This is a genomic window from Cellulomonas sp. URHB0016 (assembly GCF_054057935.1).
In genome coordinates, this window is the sequence record NZ_JBSRZU010000001.1 from 1,044,236 (window position 1) to 1,062,762 (window position 18,527).

Annotated in this window: 15 protein-coding genes; 8 read left to right on the plus strand and 7 right to left on the minus strand. The window is 75.0% G+C overall.

Annotation, left to right across the window (positions count from 1 at the left end):
• The first annotated feature begins 287 nt into the window (after nt 1–287).
• The gene (locus ACVW07_RS04905) at nt 288–1,193 is read left to right on the plus strand and encodes an LCP family protein (protein WP_456818153.1); all 906 of its coding nucleotides are present in this window, start codon (nt 288–290) and stop codon (nt 1,191–1,193) included.
• Nucleotides 1,194–1,199: 6 nt separating this feature from the next.
• Here the strand turns inward: ACVW07_RS04905 and ACVW07_RS04910 are convergent, their stop codons facing one another.
• From ACVW07_RS04910 to ACVW07_RS04920, 3 genes are all read right to left on the minus strand, one after another.
• Entirely contained in the window at nt 1,200–2,330 is a 1,131-nt protein-coding gene (locus ACVW07_RS04910) for an acyltransferase family protein (protein ID WP_456818154.1), read from the minus strand.
• Between the two features lie 132 nt (nt 2,331–2,462).
• On the minus strand, nt 2,463–3,002 hold the full coding sequence (purE, locus tag ACVW07_RS04915; protein WP_456818155.1) for a 5-(carboxyamino)imidazole ribonucleotide mutase: 540 nt from the start codon (nt 3,000–3,002) through the stop codon (nt 2,463–2,465).
• On the minus strand, nt 3,002–4,183 hold the full coding sequence (locus ACVW07_RS04920; RefSeq protein WP_456818156.1) for a 5-(carboxyamino)imidazole ribonucleotide synthase: 1,182 nt from the start codon (nt 4,181–4,183) through the stop codon (nt 3,002–3,004). Before ACVW07_RS04920 ends, purE begins: the two co-directional genes overlap by 1 nt.
• A gap of 153 nt (nt 4,184–4,336) precedes the next feature.
• Between ACVW07_RS04920 and ACVW07_RS04925 the strand changes: the two genes are divergently transcribed.
• Entirely contained in the window at nt 4,337–4,861 is a 525-nt protein-coding gene (locus tag ACVW07_RS04925; protein WP_456818157.1) for a GtrA family protein, read from the plus strand.
• 40 nt (nt 4,862–4,901) lie between these two features.
• Here ACVW07_RS04925 and manA read toward each other — a convergent pair whose 3' ends face one another.
• The 3 genes from manA to ACVW07_RS04940 form a co-directional block, all read right to left on the minus strand.
• On the minus strand, nt 4,902–6,098 hold the full coding sequence (gene manA / locus ACVW07_RS04930; protein WP_456818158.1) for a mannose-6-phosphate isomerase, class I: 1,197 nt from the start codon (nt 6,096–6,098) through the stop codon (nt 4,902–4,904).
• 128 nt (nt 6,099–6,226) lie between these two features.
• Nucleotides 6,227–7,549: an ATP-binding protein gene (locus ACVW07_RS04935; RefSeq protein ID WP_456818159.1), complete on the minus strand. Its 1,323-nt coding sequence runs from the start codon at nt 7,547–7,549 to the stop codon at nt 6,227–6,229.
• A gap of 3 nt (nt 7,550–7,552) precedes the next feature.
• Nucleotides 7,553–8,254: a response regulator transcription factor gene (locus ACVW07_RS04940; RefSeq protein WP_456818160.1), complete on the minus strand. Its 702-nt coding sequence runs from the start codon at nt 8,252–8,254 to the stop codon at nt 7,553–7,555.
• Nucleotides 8,255–8,420: 166 nt separating this feature from the next.
• On the opposite strand from ACVW07_RS04940, the gene ACVW07_RS04945 reads away from it, so the two are divergent.
• From ACVW07_RS04945 to ACVW07_RS04970, 6 genes are all read left to right on the plus strand, one after another.
• On the plus strand, nt 8,421–9,674 hold the full coding sequence (locus tag ACVW07_RS04945; protein ID WP_456818161.1) for a sensor histidine kinase: 1,254 nt from the start codon (nt 8,421–8,423) through the stop codon (nt 9,672–9,674).
• Nucleotides 9,671–10,396 carry a response regulator gene (locus tag ACVW07_RS04950; RefSeq protein ID WP_456818162.1) on the plus strand — a complete coding sequence of 242 codons (726 nt, stop codon included), beginning with the start codon at nt 9,671–9,673 and terminating at the stop codon, nt 10,394–10,396. The genes ACVW07_RS04945 and ACVW07_RS04950 overlap by 4 nt, the downstream gene beginning before the upstream one ends.
• Before the next feature lie 128 nt (nt 10,397–10,524).
• Complete coding sequence (locus tag ACVW07_RS04955) at nt 10,525–11,337, plus strand: ABC transporter ATP-binding protein (RefSeq protein WP_456818163.1); 813 nt, start codon at nt 10,525–10,527, stop codon at nt 11,335–11,337.
• Nucleotides 11,337–13,871, plus strand: a complete 2,535-nt coding sequence (locus ACVW07_RS04960) for an ABC transporter permease (RefSeq protein WP_456818164.1) — start codon at nt 11,337–11,339, stop codon at nt 13,869–13,871. Before ACVW07_RS04955 ends, ACVW07_RS04960 begins: the two co-directional genes overlap by 1 nt.
• Nucleotides 13,872–13,967: 96 nt before the next feature.
• The gene (locus ACVW07_RS04965) at nt 13,968–16,565 is read left to right on the plus strand and encodes an FtsK/SpoIIIE domain-containing protein (RefSeq protein ID WP_456818165.1); all 2,598 of its coding nucleotides are present in this window, start codon (nt 13,968–13,970) and stop codon (nt 16,563–16,565) included.
• Complete coding sequence (locus ACVW07_RS04970; protein WP_456818166.1) at nt 16,549–17,979, plus strand: hypothetical protein; 1,431 nt, start codon at nt 16,549–16,551, stop codon at nt 17,977–17,979. The genes ACVW07_RS04965 and ACVW07_RS04970 overlap by 17 nt, the downstream gene beginning before the upstream one ends.
• Here ACVW07_RS04970 and ACVW07_RS04975 read toward each other — a convergent pair.
• A complete protein-coding gene (locus ACVW07_RS04975; protein ID WP_456818167.1) occupies nt 17,928–18,383 on the minus strand; it encodes a hypothetical protein in 456 nt (151 codons plus the stop codon). The two genes, ACVW07_RS04970 and ACVW07_RS04975, sit on opposite strands and share 52 nt — an antisense overlap.
• Nucleotides 18,384–18,527: the final 144 nt, after the last annotated feature.

Genomic DNA, 18,527 nt, shown 5'->3' on the forward strand with positions numbered 1-18,527 from the left:
CCGCGTCGGGGACGCGTCCTGCGTCGCCGGCGCCCCGGAGCACGACCCGGCCTGTCGGCGCACCGGCACGGGGCGTCCCGCCCCGGCCCGCGACCCGTCCGCAGCCCCCGGGCACCGCCGGGCGTCCGTCCGCGACGCCGGCTCGCGTCGGTCCTGCGGCGACGCCGGCCGGCGTCGGTCCTGCGGCGACGGCAGCTCGTGTGGGTCCTGGGGGCGCGGCCGCACGCACCGGTCTCGCGTCGCCGCACCGACGCCGTCGCGGGCTGGTCGTGGTGGTGGTGCTCGCCGTGACCGTGGCCCTGCTCGCCTGGCCGATCGGTCTCGTCATGTGGGCCGACGGCAAGGTCCAGCACACCGCCGCGCTCTCCGGAGCGGCGGGCACGCCCGGCACCACCTACCTGCTCACGGGCTCCGACTCGCGCGCTGACGGCGCCATCGACGACACGACGACGGAAGGCGCGCGCACCGACACGATCCTGGTCCTGCACGTGCCGGAGCATGGCCCGACGGCGCTCATCTCGCTCCCCCGCGACACGTTCGTGCAGGTGCCGGGGCACGGCGACGCGAAGCTCAACGCGTCCTTCTCGTGGGGCCAGGCGCCGCTGCTGGTGAAGACCGTCGAGCAGCTCACCGGCCTCACCGTCGACCACTACGCCGAGATCGGGATGGCAGGCGTGGAGCAGGTCGTGGACGCCGTCGGCGGCGTGAACCTCTGCTACGACACCGCCGTGGACGACGCGGACTCCGGGATGGTCTGGACCCCGGGCTGCCACGACGTCGGCGGCGTGGACGCCCTGGCGTTCTCGAGGATGCGCAAGGCCGACCCCACCGGCGACGTCGGGCGTGCCGAACGGCAGCGCCAGCTCATCAGCGCGGTGATGGGCAAGGTCAAGCCCACGTCGCTCGTCTGGCACCCGGGCCAGCAGGTCGCGCTCGTCGATGCCGGCACGGCGTCGCTGACGGTCGACGACGGGTCGGGCATCGTCGACCTGGCACGCATGGCGCTGGCGTTCAAGGCGGCGAACGGCGAGGGTGGGATCACCGGGACACCGCCGATCAAGAGCATCAACTACCGGCCCGGCAAGATCGGCTCGACGGTCCTGCTCGACCCTGACGCCGCGCCGGCGTTCTTCGTGGCGATCAGGGACGGCAAGCTCCCCGCCGGCCCCGTGGGTGGGATGCCGACGTCCTGAGCGGTCTCAGCCGTGCAGGCCGAGCAGCCGCGGCCCCACCGTCACCGGGTCGAGGACCGCAGCCCGGGCGCGCACGAGCATGCGCTCCACGGTGGACCGCAACCACGGACCCCCCGGCACCTCGACGTACCGGTGGACCAGCCAGGCAGCCCCGACCACCACGGTGAGCGCGCCGGCGAGCGCCAGCGCAGCGGGCACCCGGGTCGCGAGCAGGTGGACCACGTACATCCCCCAGTACTCGTGGACCAGGTAGAGCGGATAGGTGAGCGCCCCGACCGCGACGAGCGTCCGCGACGACCGGAGCGCGACGGGTGTCAGCGTCGCGACCGCCACGGCGGCGACGCACAGCACGACGCCCACCCCCAGTAGCACGGCCGACGGCGCGTGCCCGGTGGTCCGGGCGAGCACCGCCTCGCGTGACGGCACCACCCTCCACACCGCCGCGGCGCTGTCGACCGCCACCACGCACCAGGTGAGCGTGACGAAGCGCCTGCCGTCGTCGTCGGACGGGCGGTACAGCAGGTACAGGGCCATGCCGGCCGCGAAGAGCGGTGCGTAGTCCGAGACCAGCGCCACCGCCGCCGTCTCCTGCCCGGCACGCTCGGCGACGAGCGCGACCACGGGCCACGCGAGGGCGACGGCGAGAACCCGCCGCCGGGTGATCCCGACCAGGGAGAGCAGCCCGACGAGGAGGTAGAACCGCAGCTCCGCCCAGAGCGTCCAGTACACGCCGTCGACGTGGTCGACGCCGAACGCGGCCTGCACCATCGAGAGGTTGACCAGCACCTGGTGGGCCGTCACCTGCTTGCCCTCCGGCCACAGCACGAGCAGCAGCCCGCCCGTGGCCAGCACCGCCACCCAGTACGCCGGGTAGAGCCGCGCCACCCGGGAGGCGACCACCTGCGCGGTCGGCCGCCCCCAGGCGGTCATCAGGACGACGAAGCCGCTGATGACGAAGAACAGCTCGGGGCCGAGCGATCCGTACGCCGTCCACCGACCGATGCCGCCGAGGCGTCCGGCCTGGTCCGGGCCCCAGGCCGGCGACGTGCGGGCGGTCAGGTGGTAGAGCACCACGGCCGCGGCCGCGGCGAAGCGCAGGCCGTCCAGGACCGCGAGACGTGCGGGCGGGGTCGTCATCCGGTCGACGGTAGGCAGGACCGGCCCGGTCCGCGCGTCGAGGGCGCACGCCACCGGGAAACGTCACCGCGTCTTCACACGACGAGACGTCGGATCCCCCCGAGGGCGGAGCGGAGCGTGCGGCGACCCGCGTCAGGCGGTGAACCCCGTGGAGGGGCGGCCCGAGGACCTCTCCCGGAGCCGACGGCCCTTCTCGTCGGCCTGAGCCCGCAGCCCGTCCTGGAACGCGCTCATCGCCGCCCGCAACCGCCCGGCGTCCGCGTCGACGCCTGCGGCCAGGATCCGGACAGCGAGCAGGCCGGCGTTGCGCGCGCCGCCGACCGACACGGTCGCGACCGGCACGCCGGCGGGCATCTGCACGATCGAGAGCAGGGAGTCCAGTCCGTCGAGGTGCGCCAGCGGCACCGGGACCCCGATGACCGGCAGCGGGGTGACCGAGGCGAGCATGCCGGGCAGGTGGGCCGCGCCACCGGCGCCCGCGACGACCACCCGCAGCCCTCGGTCGGCGGCGGTCCGCCCGTAGTCGACCATCTTGTCGGGCTGCCGGTGCGCGGACACCACGTCGACCTCGACGGGCACGTCGAACTCGGCGAGCGCCTGTGCGGCGGCCTCCATGACCGGCCAGTCCGAGTCCGATCCCATGACGATGCCCACCAGGGCCTGTGCTGCCATCACGCCTCCGTCGTCCGGTGCGGTGCCTCGCCCCGCAGCAGCGCTGCAGCGGCGTTCGCGCGGCGACGGACCTCGTCGAGGTCGTCGCCGCTCACGTTGACGTGGCCGAGCTTGCGGCCCGGTTGCACCTCCTTGCCGTACAGGTGCACCTTCGCCCCGGCGTCCAGCCTCGCCACGTCCGCCAGGGCGTCCGTGAGCTCCTCCAGCGTGCTGCCGAGCACGTTCACCATCACCGTCCACGTCGCCCGCGCTGCGGTGTCGCCGAGCGGCAGGTCGAGCACGGCCCGCAGGTGCTGCTCGAACTGGCTCGTGACGGCACCGTCGATGGTCCAGTGCCCGGAGTTGTGCGGTCGCATCGCGAGCTCGTTCACGAGGACGCGCGGGGGTCCTCCGGCCGCGTCGTCGACCTCGAACAGCTCGACGGCCAGGACGCCCGTCACCCCGAGCCCCTCGGCGACACGGACGGCGACCTCGACGGCCTCGTGACGCGTGGCGTCGGCCAGGCCGGGCGCAGGGGCGACGACCTCGGCGCAGACGCCGTCGCGCTGCACCGACTCGACGACGGGCCACGTGCACACCTCGCCGCCCGGGCGGCGGGCCACGAGCACCGCGAGCTCGCGCCGGAACGGGACCTTCTCCTCCACCAGGAGCTGTGCACCGCTGCCGTCCGCCGCGGCCGCGAACCAGTCGCTCACGTCCGTCGCGGCGCGCACGACCCGGACACCCTTGCCGTCGTAGCCCCCTCGGGCGACCTTGACGACCGCGACGCCGCCCACCGTCCCGAGGAACTGCTCGAGGTCCGCGGGCGCCGCCGGGACCGACCAGCGCGGGCACGGGATGCCGAGCTCGCCCAGCCGCGTGCGCATCGTGATCTTGTCCTGGGCGTGGACGAGTGCGGCGGCGGCCGGGCGGACGGCCACGCCTGCGCCGGCGAGGGTGTCGAGCAGCCGGTTCGGCACGTGCTCGTGCTCGAACGTGAGCACCGCAGCCCCTGCGGCGAGGCGCTCGATCGCGTCCTCGTCACGCGCGGAGCCGACCGGCGCGTCCACCACCACCTGCGCGGCCGAGGACGTCGCGCTCTCCACGAGCACCCGCAGGTGCACGCCGAGCGCGGTCGCCGGAGGCGCCAACATGCGGGCGAGCTGCCCACCACCGACCACTGCCACCACGGGTGCTGTCACGGGCGACGAGCCTAGCCGAGCCGCACGGGGCTCCGACGAGGGGCGCCGCAGGGCTGCTGAAACGCTTCGCCCGCAGGAGGCCGACCGGGCTCCCAGGTGGCAGGGCTATCCTCGCCGGAGCCCTGCAGCCTGCAGACCCCGAAGGAGCCGACCGTGAGCACAGCCGACGGACCAGCAGTCGCCGCGTCCCCCGGCGTGCTCCCCGGCACCGCAGCGACGGAGCCGACCGTGGTGCAGTCGGCCCTGCTGTCGGCGGCGATGCGCGCCCGGGTCTACGAGATCGCGCGCTTCCTGTCCGTCGGCGGCGTCGCGTTCGTCGTCGACCTCGGTCTGTTCAACCTGCTCCGCTTCGGCCCGAACCACCTGCTCGAGCACAAGCCGATCACAGCCAAGATCATCTCCGTCCTCGCCGCGACGCTCGTGTCGTGGCTCGGCAACCGGCACTGGACGTTCTCGGCCCACCGCACGGACCGGCGCGGCAAGGAGCTCGTGGTGTTCAGCGCCATCAATCTGATCGCGGCCGTGGTCCCGATCGGCACGCTCGCGCTCTCGCACTACGTGCTGGGCCTCGCCACCCCGCTCCAGGACAATGTGGCGACCGTCGTCGGCATCGCGATCGGGACCGTGCTGCGGTACCTCGGCTACAAGCGCTGGGTGTTCACCGGCCACCAGATCTGACCACGGAGGCCGTGGCCACCTGACGACCCGATCCTGGCGGTCAGGGCACGTCCGCCTGGACGAGCGACCCGTCGCCCCACGCCGTCACCGCGCCCTCGCTCGCCGGCGCGAACGCCGCCTGGCCGCGGGTGAGCGACAGGGAGCCGTCGAAGGCGGTGCGCACCTCGACCTCCCCCTCCAGGCAGAGCAGCACCCGAGGACCTCGACCGGGGATCGTCGCGACGCCCTCGTCCGTCAGCCGCGTGACGGACAGCTCGAAGTCGTCGACGGGAGCGTAGAAGATCTCCGTCGAGGTGAACACGCGCTCGGGCGCGATGCGGATCGGCGGCGCCGCGACCGAGTCGAGGTTCGCGAGCAGCTCGGGGAGGTCGATGTGCTTCGTCGTCAGGCCCGCCCGCAGGACGTTGTCCGAGTTCGCCATGATCTCCACGGCCACGCCCTGCAGGTAGGAGTGGACGGTGCCGGCCGGGACGAACAGCGCCTCGCCCGTGCGCAGCGTGACGGGGTTGAGCAGGACGGACGTCACCGCCCCCGCGTCACCCGGGTACGCCGCAGCGAGGCGGTTGACGGTCCGGTCGGTGCGCGGCGAGGGCGACCCGTCGACGAGCCGCTTGGTGCACGCCTCGGCGAACTCGAGCACCGCCCCCGCACCGGGACGCGTCCCTGGTGAGACCAGCCACTCGAACGCGGCACGGACGCCCTCCGGCGACGGGTCGGCCACCAGCAGGTCGCGCAGGTCGGCGGCGAGGGGCGCGTCGAGACCCACCAGGAGCTCCGCGGCGCGACGCGGCGCCCGGAACCCGACCATCGCATCGAAGCGGCTCAGTGCGTAGACCAGCTCGGGCTTGTGGTTGAGGTCGCGGTAGCTGCGCTGCGGGGCGTCGATCGGGACGCCGGCCGCGTCCTCCGCGGCGTATCCCGCGCGGGCGCGCTGGACGCTCGGGTGGACCTGGAGCGAGATCGGCGAGGCGGCGGCGATGATCTTGAGGAGGTACGGCAGCCTGTCACCGGACCGGGAGGCGACGTCGGCGCCGAGCGTCCCGTGGGGGTCGGCCGCGACGACGGCGTCGAGCGGCTCCGGACCGTCGGAGCCGGCCACCACCGACGGTGAGCTCGGGTGGGCGCCGAACCACGCCTCCGAGACAGGGCGACCGTCAGGTACGAGCCCGAGCAGGTCCGGGATGGCGGTCGTGGAACCCCATGCGTCGTGGTGCGTGGCAGGTGTGAGCCGGTACATCCGCTCCTCCTCGTCGTCGTCCGGACATGGGGCGCCCGGTGCGGCCCGCCGGCTCGCAGGCTACGTCGTCGGACGCCGCCGTCGTCGGAGGCCGCCGGGTCCGGCCGCACGGGAGATGCCCGTCGCGCTCATCGACGGCGCCGGTCCGGTCGGGCCGACACGACCGAGCCCCGGGGCAGCACCACGTCGGGGCGCATGGAGGCGGGCACGCCGGACAGGAACACCGCGAACACGGCCGGCCGGCGCTGCGCGAGCTCGAGGCGCCCGCCGTCGGCCGAGGCGAGGTCACGGGCGAGCGACAGGCCGAGCCCCGTCCCTGCACCGGAGGTGACCTCCCGCTCGAAGATCCGGGGCGCGAGGTCGTCGGGCACCCCCTGCCCCTCGTCGGCGACCTCCACGACGACCGCCCGGGCGGGCCCACCGACGCGCGACCGGACCGTGGTGGTGCCTGCGCCGTGCTTGAGGGAGTTCTCGATGAGCGTGGCGAGCACCTGCGCCAGCGCGCCGGGGGTGGCGAGCACCTGCGTGCCGGGCTCGACCTCGACGACGAGCCGGCGTCCCGCCGCCTCGAACGTCGGCGCCCACTCCTCCTCCTGCTGGTGCACGACGTCGAGAAGGCTGACGGCCTCGGTGGTCCCGCCGTGTGCCCGGCGGGAGCGCGTGAGCAGGTCGTCGACCACCCGGACGAGACGCTCGACCTGCTCGAGCGAGATCCGGGCCTCCTCGGAGACCTCGGGCTCGGCGCTCGTCAGCATGATCTCCTCGAGCCGCATCGACAGTGCGGTCAGCGGCGTGCGGAGCTGGTGGGAGGCGTCCGCCGCGAACTGGCGCTCGGCGGCGAGCCGTCCGGCCATCCGGTCCGCGCTGCGCGCGAGCTCGGCGGCCACGAGGTCGATCTCCTCGACCCCGGACGGCTCGAGCTGTGGTCGGACCTGGCCCGACCCGAGCTGCTCCGCCGACGCCGCGAGGTAGACCAGAGGGGCGGCGAGGCGGTTGGCCTGCCAGATCGCCATCGCGATGCCGGCGGCGAACGCGACCACGGCGGCGACGACCACGAGCGCGATGACCCGGGCACTGAGCCAGAACACGTCCCAGAACGAGACGTACAGCAGGACCGTGGCGCGCTTCGCCGACGTGGTCTGTACCGAGAGGCTGCGGCCCTGCACGCGGTCGCCGGCCTCGTACACGGTGCCGTCCGGCGCGCGCACGATCACCGAGGCCGGGATCTCCCCGTCACCGCCGGTGGCGGACACCAGCATGCGGTTGGTGAGCGCGATGTTCGACTCGATGCGGAAGTCGACGGACCGGGCGATGTTCTGCGCCCGGACCTGCAGGCTCTGGACCTCGTTCTCCCGGACCAGCTGGGCGCCGAGGAAGGCCAGCGGGAAGCCGAGCAGCACGACCGCGACGGTGACGGCGGCGATGGTCGCCTGCAGGACGCGACGACGCACCCGTCAGACCCGCTCGACGGCGCTCACGTTGCCGGTCTCGAACCGGAAGCCCATGCCCCGCACCGTGGTGACGTACCGCGGGGAGTTGGCGTCGTCGCCGAGCTTGCGACGCAGCCAGGACACGTGCATGTCCAGGGTCTTGGTGGAGCCGGTGGGGTCGGAGCCCCACACCTCGCGCATGAGGGTCTCGCGCGCCACGACGGTGCCGGCGGCCGCCACCAGGACCCGCAGCAGGTCGAACTCCTTGGCCGTCAGGTGCAGCTCGCGCTCGGCCTGGAACGCCCGGTGGGCCGCGACGTCGACGCGCACGTTCTGCGCGTGCAGCTCGTCCTCGTCGCCGGGGTCGCCGACGCTCCGGCGCAGGAGGGCCCGCACGCGGGCCAGCAGCTCCGCGAGGCGGAAGGGCTTCGTCACGTAGTCGTCGGCGCCGGCGTCCAGGCCGACCACGAGGTCCACCTCGTCCGCCCGCGCGGTGAGCACCAGCACCGGGGTGGTGAGCCCCATGTTCCGGATGGCACGCGCCACGTCGAGCCCGTCCATGTCCGGCAGACCGAGGTCGAGCACCACCAGGTCCGCCGATGCGGCACCGTCGATCGCGCCTTGACCTGTTCCTTGCACGCGCACGTCATAACCTTCACGCCCGAGCGCGCGGGCCAAAGGTTCGGCAATCGCTGGATCGTCCTCAGCCAGAAGCACCTGGGTCATTCGCTCATGCTAGGTCACGAGCGGGTCTCGTCCGGCACAGGCGCGCGCCCGATTTCTGCCGGCCGGTGGCACGCCCGCCCGTCTGCACCCGCAGGCTGACCTGCGCGGCGGGCCCGTCCTCCTGCAGGGTCACGTCGCCGCACGCACCGCAACCTACCCTCGGGGTGTGAATCGATGGGAGCGGCTGCTGCGCTGGGAGGAGTCGCACCGCTTCGCGGTCGACGGCATGGCGACCGCCTTCCTGCTCCTCCTGGGCGTGCCCGTCTCGGCGGCCGCACCCGCCCTCTACAGCGGCCCGACGTACTTGCTGCCTCTCGTGACGGTGCTGCTCGTGGCCCCGCTCGCCTGGCGCAGGGTCCGCCCCACCGCGTCGGCCGCCACCGTCTACGTGGTCGCCCTGCTGCAGATGCTGTTCCTCACACCGGTCGTCCTCCCGGGGGACCTCGCCGTGCTGGTCGCGCTCTACTCCGTGACGGTGCACGGGCCGCGGTGGGCGCACCGGGTCGCCATCATCGGCGCCCTGCTCGGGTCGTTGACGCTGACGGTGCTGCTGACCGGCTCGTCCTACCCGCCGGCCGCCGTGATGACGGCCGTGCTCGCGTCGTCCCTCATGGTCGCGGTCTGGGCCTTCGGGCTCGCGCGACGATCCCGCCGCGAGGCCATGGAGGCGCTCGTCGACCGCGCGCAGCGTCTCGAGGTCGAGCGCGACCAGCAGACCCAGATCGCCACCGCCGCCGAGCGCGCCCGCATCGCGCGCGACCTGCACGACATCGTGGCCCACTCGCTCAGCGTGGTGATCGCGCAGGCGGACGGTGGCAGGTACGCCGCCGACGCAGACCCCACGGCCGCCACGCGGGCGCTGGCCACGATCGGGGAGACGGGACGCGCCGCTCTCACCGACATGCGGCGGCTGCTCGGCATCCTCCGGGCCGGTCCGGACGGCGCCGACTCGCCCGGGACCGGGTCGGTCCCGGGAACCGACCGCTTCGCGCCCCAGCCGGGCGCTGACGACATCACCGCCCTCGTCGAGCAGGTCCGCGCGAGCGGCGTGCGCGTCTCGCTCGTCCGGATGGGCACCCCGCGGCGTCTCCCGCCCGGCATGGGCCTCGCCGTGTACCGGATCGCGCAGGAGGCCCTCACGAACGTCCTCAAGCACGCCGGACCGGACCCGCAGGTCACCGTCATGGTGAGCTGGCAGCCCGAGGCGATCCTGGTCGAGGTCGACGACGACGGACGGGGCGCGTCCGCGGAGAGCGACGGCCTCGGGCAGGGCATGCTCGGCATGCGCGAGCGCGCCACGATGTTCGGCGGCACGGTCACGGCGGGCCCGCGTCCTGGCGGCGGCTTCCGGGTCCGCGCACAGCTTCCCACCCCCGCCGAGAGAACCACCGCGAGCGCGAACGACGAGGAGACCCTGTGAGCGACCCGATCCCCGACCCGGTGCGGGTGGCCCTCGTCGACGACCAGCAGCTGGTCCGCGCAGGGTTCCGCATGGTCATCGACTCGCAGCCCGACCTCGAGGTCGTCCTCGAGGCCGGTGACGGGGCGCAGGCGGTGCGCGCGCTCGACCCGGCCGCCAGGACCGTCACCGGGCCCGTCGACGTAGTGCTGATGGACGTGCGGATGCCCACCATGGACGGGCTCGTCGCCACGGCGGAGATCACGGCGAGGGCCACGGAGGACTCGCCCGCGCCGCGCATCATCGTGCTCACCACGTTCGACCTCGACGAGTACGTGCTCGCGGCGATCCGTGCGGGAGCCAGTGGCTTCCTGCTCAAGGACACGCCGCCCGAGGACATGCTCGCCGCTATCCGCACCGTGCACCGCGGCGACGCCGTGATCGCCCCGTCGAGCACCAGGAGGCTGCTCGAGCACCTCGTCGACGTGCTGCCGCCCGACGAGCCGGGGGCACCCACCGACCCCGCGCGGCAGGCGGTCGCCGACCTCACCGACCGCGAGCGCGAGGTCCTGCTCCTCATGGCCCGCGGCCGGTCCAACAGCGAGATCGGTCGCGACCTCTTCGTGGCGGAGGCCACCGTCAAGACGCACGTCGGACGGATCCTCGCGAAGCTCGGTGCGCGCGACCGGGTCCAGGCCGTCGTCGTGGCCTACGAGACGGGCCTGGTCCGACCCGGCGGCTGACGCCGCCGGCCGGCACGTACGCCTGCGGGATGACACCCGGAGCACCCCGGCCAGCCTCGCGCCCGACGCGTCGCCGCAGGTCCGGGACCTAGCGTCGAACCTGCCAGCGACGCCGCGAAGGAGCCCTCATGGACACCGCCCTCTCCCGCACCCCCGAGCCGACCCGCCCGGACGAGCCGCACCCGCCCGCCTCGAGCGCACGCGGGCTCACCAAGGTGTACGGGCAGGGTCCCGCAGCCGTCCGCGCGCTCGACGAGGTCGACGTCGACTTCGCGTCGGGGGCGTTCACGGCGATCATGGGCCCCTCGGGCTCGGGCAAGTCCACCCTCATGCACCTCCTCGCGGGTCTCGACGACGCCACGTCCGGCGAGGTACGGCTCGGGCCGACGGCGCTGACGTCGCTCGACGACGGCGCGCTCACGCGGCTGCGACGAGACCGGGTCGGCTTCGTCTTCCAGTCGTTCAACCTGCTGCCGATGTTCACGGCCGAGCAGAACATCCTGCTGCCGCTGCAGCTCGCCGGCAGCAGGCCGGACCGCGAGTGGTTCGACATGCTCGTCACCACGCTGGGCCTCGGCGAGCGCCTCGGGCACCGGCCCGGCGAGCTGTCCGGCGGCCAGCAGCAGCGGGTCTCCATCGCGCGGGCGCTCGTCGCGAAGCCGGAGGTGGTGTTCGCGGACGAGCCGACCGGCAACCTCGACTCCCGCTCGGGCGCCGAGGTGCTCAGCTTCCTGCGCCGCTCCGTCCGCGAGCTCGGCCGGACGGTCATCATGGTCACGCACGACCCCACCGCCGCCGCGTACGCGGACCGGGTCGTCATGCTGGCCGACGGCCGGGTGGCGGGCGACATCGTCGACCCCACCCCCGAGTCCGTCCTCACCGGTCTGGACGCGTTGCGCACCCTCGACGGCACCTCGCCGGCACCGGCGGTGGGGCTCTGATGCTGCAGCTCACGCTCGCCCAGATGCGCCGCAGCGCCGGGCGGCTCGTCGCCGCCGCGGTCGCCATCGCGATCGGCACGGCGTTCCTCACCACCACGCTGCTCGCCGGGGGCGTCATCACGCGGACCGGCTACGACGCCGTCACCGCCACGTTGGGCCACGCGGACCTCGTCGTCACCGGTGACCTCACCGGGGGCACGCTCGACGAGGTGCGGGGCACCCCGGGCGTCGCGGCCGCGGACCACGTGTACGTCGGCGGCGTCGAGCTGCGCGGCTCGACCCGCACGACATGGCAGAACTTCGTGCCGCTCCCGTCCGACGAGAGCCTCACGCCGTTGAGGCTCGGCCTCGGTGCGATGCCGGCCGTCGCCGGCGAGATCGCGCTGCCGCGCGCGACCGCCGCACGTCTGGGGGTCGGTGTCGGCGACACGCTCACGGCGCAGGACACCGGTTCCGGACGCGACGCCATGACGACCGAGACGCTGACCGTGGTCGGGATCGTCGACGACCCGGACGGTGCCTGGGCCCAGTTCGGCGGCGCCGGCTTCGCGCTCCCCGACGACCTCGCCCGCTGGTCCCCGGCCGCCTCCGACGACCTGCGCGACGGCACCGCACTGATCGCCACGGACGGCAGCGTGGACGCCGCCCGGGCCGCCCTCCGCGAGAGGGTCCCGGAGCTGCGCGTCCTGACGAAGGACGAGGCGGCCGCCGAGGCGGTGTCCGAGGTGTCCGGCGGGGGCAACGTGCTGCGCGCCGTCGCGCTCGGCTTCGCTGCCGTGGCGCTCCTGGTCGCAGCGCTCGTCATCTCCAACACGTTCCAGGTGCTCGTCGCCCAGCGGGTCCGGCTGCTGGCGCTGCTGCGCTGCGTCGGCGCGGAGAAGCGTCAGCTGCGCCGCTCCGTCCTGCTGGAGGCGGCGATCCTCGGCGGTGCCGCATCGCTCGTCGGGCTGCTCGCGGGCACCGCCCTCGCCCAGGGCGCGCTGACGGTGCTCGGACGCATGAACGAGGGAGTGCCCCTGCCGCGGACCGTCGACGTGACGGTGACAGTGGCCCTCGTCCCGGTGCTCGTCGGCACCCTCGTCACCGTCCTGGCGTCGCTCGTCCCCGCGCGCACCGCGACCCGCGTCCCCCCGGTCGCCGCCCTCCGACCGGTCGACGCGCCGACCGTCGGCGCCCGGGCGGGCAGGCTCCGGCTGGCGGTCTCCCTGGTGCTCACGATCGGCGGGGTCACCGGCCTGCTCTTCACGGTCGCGGCGTCCCGGGCCGGCAGCGGCGACGACCTCGCCCTGCTGGGGCTCGGGCTCCTCACCGGTGCGGTGTCGTTCGTCGGCATCCTGCTCGGTGCCGTGCTCTGGGTGCCGCGCGTCGTCTCGCTGGCAGGCACGGCGCTCGGGGCGACCGGCACGAGCGCACGCCTCGCGTCGGCCAACACGGTCCGCAACCCGCGCCGCACGGCCGCCACGAGCACCGCGCTGCTCATCGGGGTGACGCTCGTCGTGATGATGAGCACGGGCGCCGCGAGCGCACGCGAGTCGCTGGCGCAGGACCTGGCCGAGCGGTACCCGGTGGACCTCACCGTCACCCGGACCGACGGGAGCACCGAGCCGCTCGACGGCGCGGTCGCGACGGTCGCGGACCTGCCCGGTGTCGACGCCGTCGTCTCCGTCCCGGTCGCCTACGCCCGGATCGGTGAGGACCAGCTGCAGGTCGCCGGCCCGGACCCCACGGAGGCCGCCCAGGTGCTCCGCAGCACGGGGGCGCTCGACGACCTGACCGACGGCACGCTGCTCCTGACGAAGCGGGACGACCGCCTCGCCGGGAGCGTCGACCTCCGTGCCGTGCCGAAGCCGCCCGACGGGGACGACGACGGGAACGGGACCCCTCCCCCGGCCCCCGGGTCGCTCCCCCTCGAGGCCGTCGCGTCCGACCTCGGTGGCCAGGACCCGATCGTCACCGGAGCGACGCTGGCCCGCCTCGCCTCCTATCCGGCGCCTGCCGAGCTGTGGGTGCGGCTCGACGACTCTGCCGACGCGAGCCAGGTGATCCAGGACGTGCAGGATGCCCTGTCGGGGACCCCCGTCTCCGTGGCGAGCGCCGCGGCCGAGCGGCAGTCCTACGAGCGGCTGATCTCGTCGCTGCTCGCGGTCGTGGTGGGTCTGCTGGCCGTCGCCGTGGTCATCGCCGTGGTCGGCGTGGCGAACACCCTGTCGTTGTCCGTGATCGAGCGCCGTCGTGAGTCGGCGACGCTGCGGGCGATCGGCCTGACACGGCGGCAGCTGCGGTGGATGCTCGCCGTCGAGGGGATGCTCATCGCCGTGGTCGGAGCCGCGCTCGGCGTGGTCCTCGGGCTGCTCTACGGCTGGGCGGGTGCTGCCACGGCCTTCGGCCGGACGAACGACCTGCGGCTGGCGGTCCCGTGGGCGGACCTCGCGCTGGTCATGGTCGTCGCGCTGCTGGCCGGCCTGGGGGCGTCGGTCCTGCCCGCACGGGCCGCCGCCCGCACGTCACCGGTCGCGGCGCTCGCGGTGGACTGACACCGAGCCGACGGCCGGGCCTGTGGACGGCGCCGGCGTCCCCCGGAGCTCCGGGTGGACGCCGGTACCGCCCGCACGGCAGGGCACCCTGCACGCGTGCGTCTCACCGCCCTGCACCCCGACCCGCGTCGTGGCCCCGGACTGGTCTCGACCGTCGTCGAGGTCGAGCGCGGGCTGCGCGCGTCACGCCTCCGCGGCGAGCTCGCCCGCCTGACCGGGTGGGCCGGCTGGTCGAGCGGGGCCGTGCGCCTGGCCGTCGACGACGCGGTGCTCGACGACACGCACGAGGTGGGTGCCTATCCGCTGGTGCCGGGGTGCCGACTGCGACCCGGCGCAGGGCCACGCCCGGAGGCGGAGCGCGCGCTGGACTCGGCGCTCCATGTGGCGGTCGTCGCCGGACCGGACTGCGGCCGGCTGCACCGCGTCAGGCCGGACGGCGACGTGATCGTCCGCACCACGGGCGCCACGGACCCCACCCGGCCGACCGGCCGCGAGCACCTGGCGGTTGCGGACCCGGACCTCGGTTCGGTCCGCGTCCGGTGCAGCAACGGCAGGGTCCGGGTCCAGGCGGACAGCCGTGCCGTCCTCGTGCGGGCCGCCCCCGCGTGGTGGCGACGGCGGGCCGGGCGGCCCCTGACGGTGCGCCGTCGCGCGTGGCGGCGTTGGCGGTCGGACGACGAGCTCCACGTCGGGGGCACGACGCTCGTCCTGCGGTCCCGGTCGAGCTCTGCCCCGTCGCCCCCGGCCCGCACGGACGGGCGACCCGCGGTCGGGCGACCGGGGCGCGGAGCCACCTGGCTGACGGTGCTCGCGCCCGTCGCCGGTTCCGTGGTGCTCGCCGCCGTCCTGCGCCAGCCGCTCCTGCTGCTCACCGCGGTCTCGGGTCCGCTCGCCCTGCTGGCCACGAACCGTGCGACCTCCCTCGAGGGGCCGGCGCAAGCGCCCTCGCAGGACGAGGTGCGGGACCCGGCCGGCCTGGTCGCCGCGACCGTGCTCGCGCTGGACGGCGGTCCGGTGCTCCACCGTGCGGCGCCGTGGGACAGCGACGGCACGCTCGCTGTCGTCGGGCCTCGCAGCACCGCGCTCGCCGCGGCACGCGCGATCCTCCTCGGCGAGCTGGGCACGCACGTACGGGTGTCCGTCACGGTTCACACCCACGCGCCGGACGCCTGGTCCTGGGCCGCACCGGCGGCGCACGCAGCCGACGGACCACTGACCGGAGACGAGGAGAACGTGGTCGTCGTCGACCTGCCGCGGGTCACGGGCGGGGTGACCTCCCTGCGGTCGGACGCCGGGCTCGGCGGACGGCTGCTCCTGGTGCTGCCCTCGCGCAGCGAGGTACCCGCATGGTGCCGGAACGTGCTCGAGGTGGCGCCGACGACCGCGCGGCTGCGTGGAGGGCCGACGACGAGGTCGGGCGCCCGCCCCCCGGGCCGGGTTCGGAGCGGCAGAGGTCACGGCGGGTGGCGGCGGGTGCCGCTGGAGGCGGTCTCGACCGACACCGCACGGGCGCAGCTCACCAGGGCGTGGGGCGTCCGTGAGCTGCGAGCGCAGACGCTCGAGCCGACCGCAGGCTCGAGCGGTCGTCCCGCCGACGACCTGCCTGCCCGGGTGTCGCTCGGAGCCCTGCCGGACGTGCCTGCCCCGGACGCCCAGGCGATCCGCGCGGCGTGGAGCTCCACGCACGCCGGACTTGCCGCGCCGATCGGACGCACGTCGGGGCTCGCCACGGTCGTCGTCGACCTCGTCGCGGACGGACCGCACGCGCTCGTGGCCGGCACGACCGGCGCGGGAAAGTCCGAGCTGCTGACCACCTGGGTGCTCTCGACGGCGCTGCGGTACCCGCCCGAACGGCTCGCGGTGCTGCTCGTCGACTTCAAGGGCGGGGCCGGCCTGGGTTCCGTCGCCGGCCTGCCGCACGTGGTCGACCACGTCACCGACCTCGACGAGCCCCGCGCCCGCCGGGTCCTCACAGGCCTGCGTGCCGAGCTGCGTCGTCGCGAACGCGTGCTCGCCGACCACGGTGCCCGCGACGTCGCCGAGCTCGACCCGCGCGACCCCGCGAGTCCCCCGCGCCTCCTCGTGGTCGTCGACGAGCTCCGCGCGCTCGTCGACGACCTGCCCGACGCCACCCGGACGTTGGTGCGGCTCGCCGCGCAGGGCCGGGCCCTCGGCGTGCACCTCGTCCTCGCCACACAGCGCCCGGCGGGGGCGGTCAGCGCCGACCTGCGCGCGAACACCTCCCTGCGCATCGCGCTGCGCGTGGCCGACCCGGCCGACTCCCTCGACGTCGTCGAGGTGCCCGATGCTGCGCTGCTGTCTCCCTCGACGCCCGGCCGTGCGGTGCTGCGGCGGGCAGGCGGCAGCCCCGAGCACCTCCAGGTGGCTCGACCCGGGGGCAGGGCGACCCTCGACGGTGCCGCCCTCGCGCGGCCATGGCCCAGCCCCCCTGCGGTCGCGCGACTGCGAGCCTGTGACGCACTGCGACGCCGCGCCCGGCCGGCGGAGTCCTGCCTCAGGAGCACCTGGCCCCGGCACGGCGGGCGCACGGGCCTGGACGCCGGAGTCCCCGGCGCGCACCTCCGAGGACCACACCGCTGCCTGGGTCACCGCCGCGCGGCGCGCTGCCGCCGGACGTCCGGCACGGCCGGTGCCATGGCTGCCTGCCCTTCCCGACGTGCTCACGGTCGATGACGTCGCTCCGGGACCCGGGCTGGCCGTGGCGGTCGCCGACGTCCCTGACGAGCAGCGCCGCACGCCCGTCCGGTGGGACCCGGCCGACGGGCACCTCCTGGTCCTCGGCGGCCCCGGGTCCGGCCGGACCACGACGCTCGTCACGGTGGGCGTCGAGGCGCTGCGCGCCGGCCTCGCCGTGCACGCCGTCGGCCTTCCACCAGGCGCCGTCGAGCTGATCCGGGCACACGACCTCCATGGTCGGGTCGGCACCGTGGCCCGGTCGGACGAGGTGGTCCGCGTCGCACGGCTGGCCGAGCTGCTGGGATCGCGCCCCGCCGCCGACCGGCCGGCCGGGCCCGGACCACGTGCTGTCCTCCTCGTGGACGGGCTGCCGGCGGTGCTCGACGCACTGGGCACGCTGGCCCGGGGTGCCGGGTCGGACCGGCTCGCCGGGCTGTGGCGAGCGGGTGGACCGGCCGTCGCGGTCGTCGCGAGCAGCGACGTCACCGGCAGCGCAGTGCGTCACGGTGCACAGTTCCGCGACCGGCTCGTCCTCCGCGTCGCCGACCCGTCACTGGATGCTGTCGCCGGCGTGCCCGCTGCCGTCGGTGGACCGCGTCCTGTGCCCGGTCGCGCGGTGCACCTCGGACCGGAACAGGCCCTGCTCTGTCAGGTGGCACTGCCCGGACCTGCGCCCACGTCCGCCGGGGCGGCGCGGGGCCAGGTCGCGGCTGCTCTGTTCCCTCCCGTCCGCGTCGAGCCGCTCCCGCGGTACACGGCACGCCCGCTGGGGGCGCACGGGACCGCCGGGCGCGTCCCGATCGGTGTGGGCGGCGACGGCGCGGCCGTGGTCGAGCTCGACGTCCGGCCCGGTCTGCTGGTGGTCGGTCCGCCGGGGTCGGGCCGGTCGACAGTGCTCAGGCTCGTGGCGGAGGCGCTCGCTGCTGACGGCGAGCCCGTGCTCCGGCTCGTCGACCTCGCGGGCGGGCCGGTCCCCGCGCTCCGCGGCGTCGTCGACCTCGACCTGGCCGGTGGGGCGGCGGACCTGACAGCGCTCGACCGGTCGGGCCGCTGGACAGTGCTGGTGGACGACCTCGACGAGAAGGAACGGACGCACCCCGAGCTCGTCGACGCGTGGGCGCGATGGTCGGGTCCTGGCCGCCGGTTCGTCGCGGCCACGACGTCGTCAGCCGCGACGGGGGCGTTCCGCGGCCTCACGCCCTCGCTCCTCCGGCAGCGACGGGCGGTGGTCCTGGACCTGCACGACGCCGCGTCGGCCGAGCTCGTGGGCGGCCGGGCGGCCTGGCTCGCGGATCCCGCGGACCGCCCTGCCGGGCGGGGCGTCGTCGTCGTGGGCCGGACGGTGACGCCCGTGCAGCTCTACGCCTTCGACCGGGAGGGATCGACCGTGGGCCCAGGGCCGCCGTCCTGACGGTCGGAGGCGTCCCGTCCGGCGTCGGCACTGGTGGTTGCCGCGACGACCGGTGGCAGCAGCAGCCCGACACCCACGAGCACGGCCACGCAGGCCACGGCGACGGCCCACGCCGACGCCTCGACGCCCAACCACCCCAGGGACAGCACCAGGAGAAGGATCTGCCAGGTCATGACCGGCGATCGCGCCCAGCGCCGGCCCTTCCACAGACCTCTGGCGGCCCCACCCAGCAGCGCGGCGACGCCCAGCACGAACAGGGCGAGGAACACGGTCGCAGCGGGGAGGTCCGCATTACCACGCGCGAGCTCCGTCACGAACGCGATCCCGAGTCCGAGGAACCCCAGCGCCTCCGCGGCGACGAGGGCGCACACGACGGCCAGGGGGACGGATCGGGGGCGGCTCACAGCTCCAGCGTAGGCACACGGAGCGCTCGGGACCGACGTGGCCAGCGTCAACGCGGCGCAGCGCGCTGACCTGGACCTTCGTCCGAGAGCGCGTCGACCTCGCCGGAGGCACGGTCTGCCACGCCCCCGAACGGGCGCACAGGT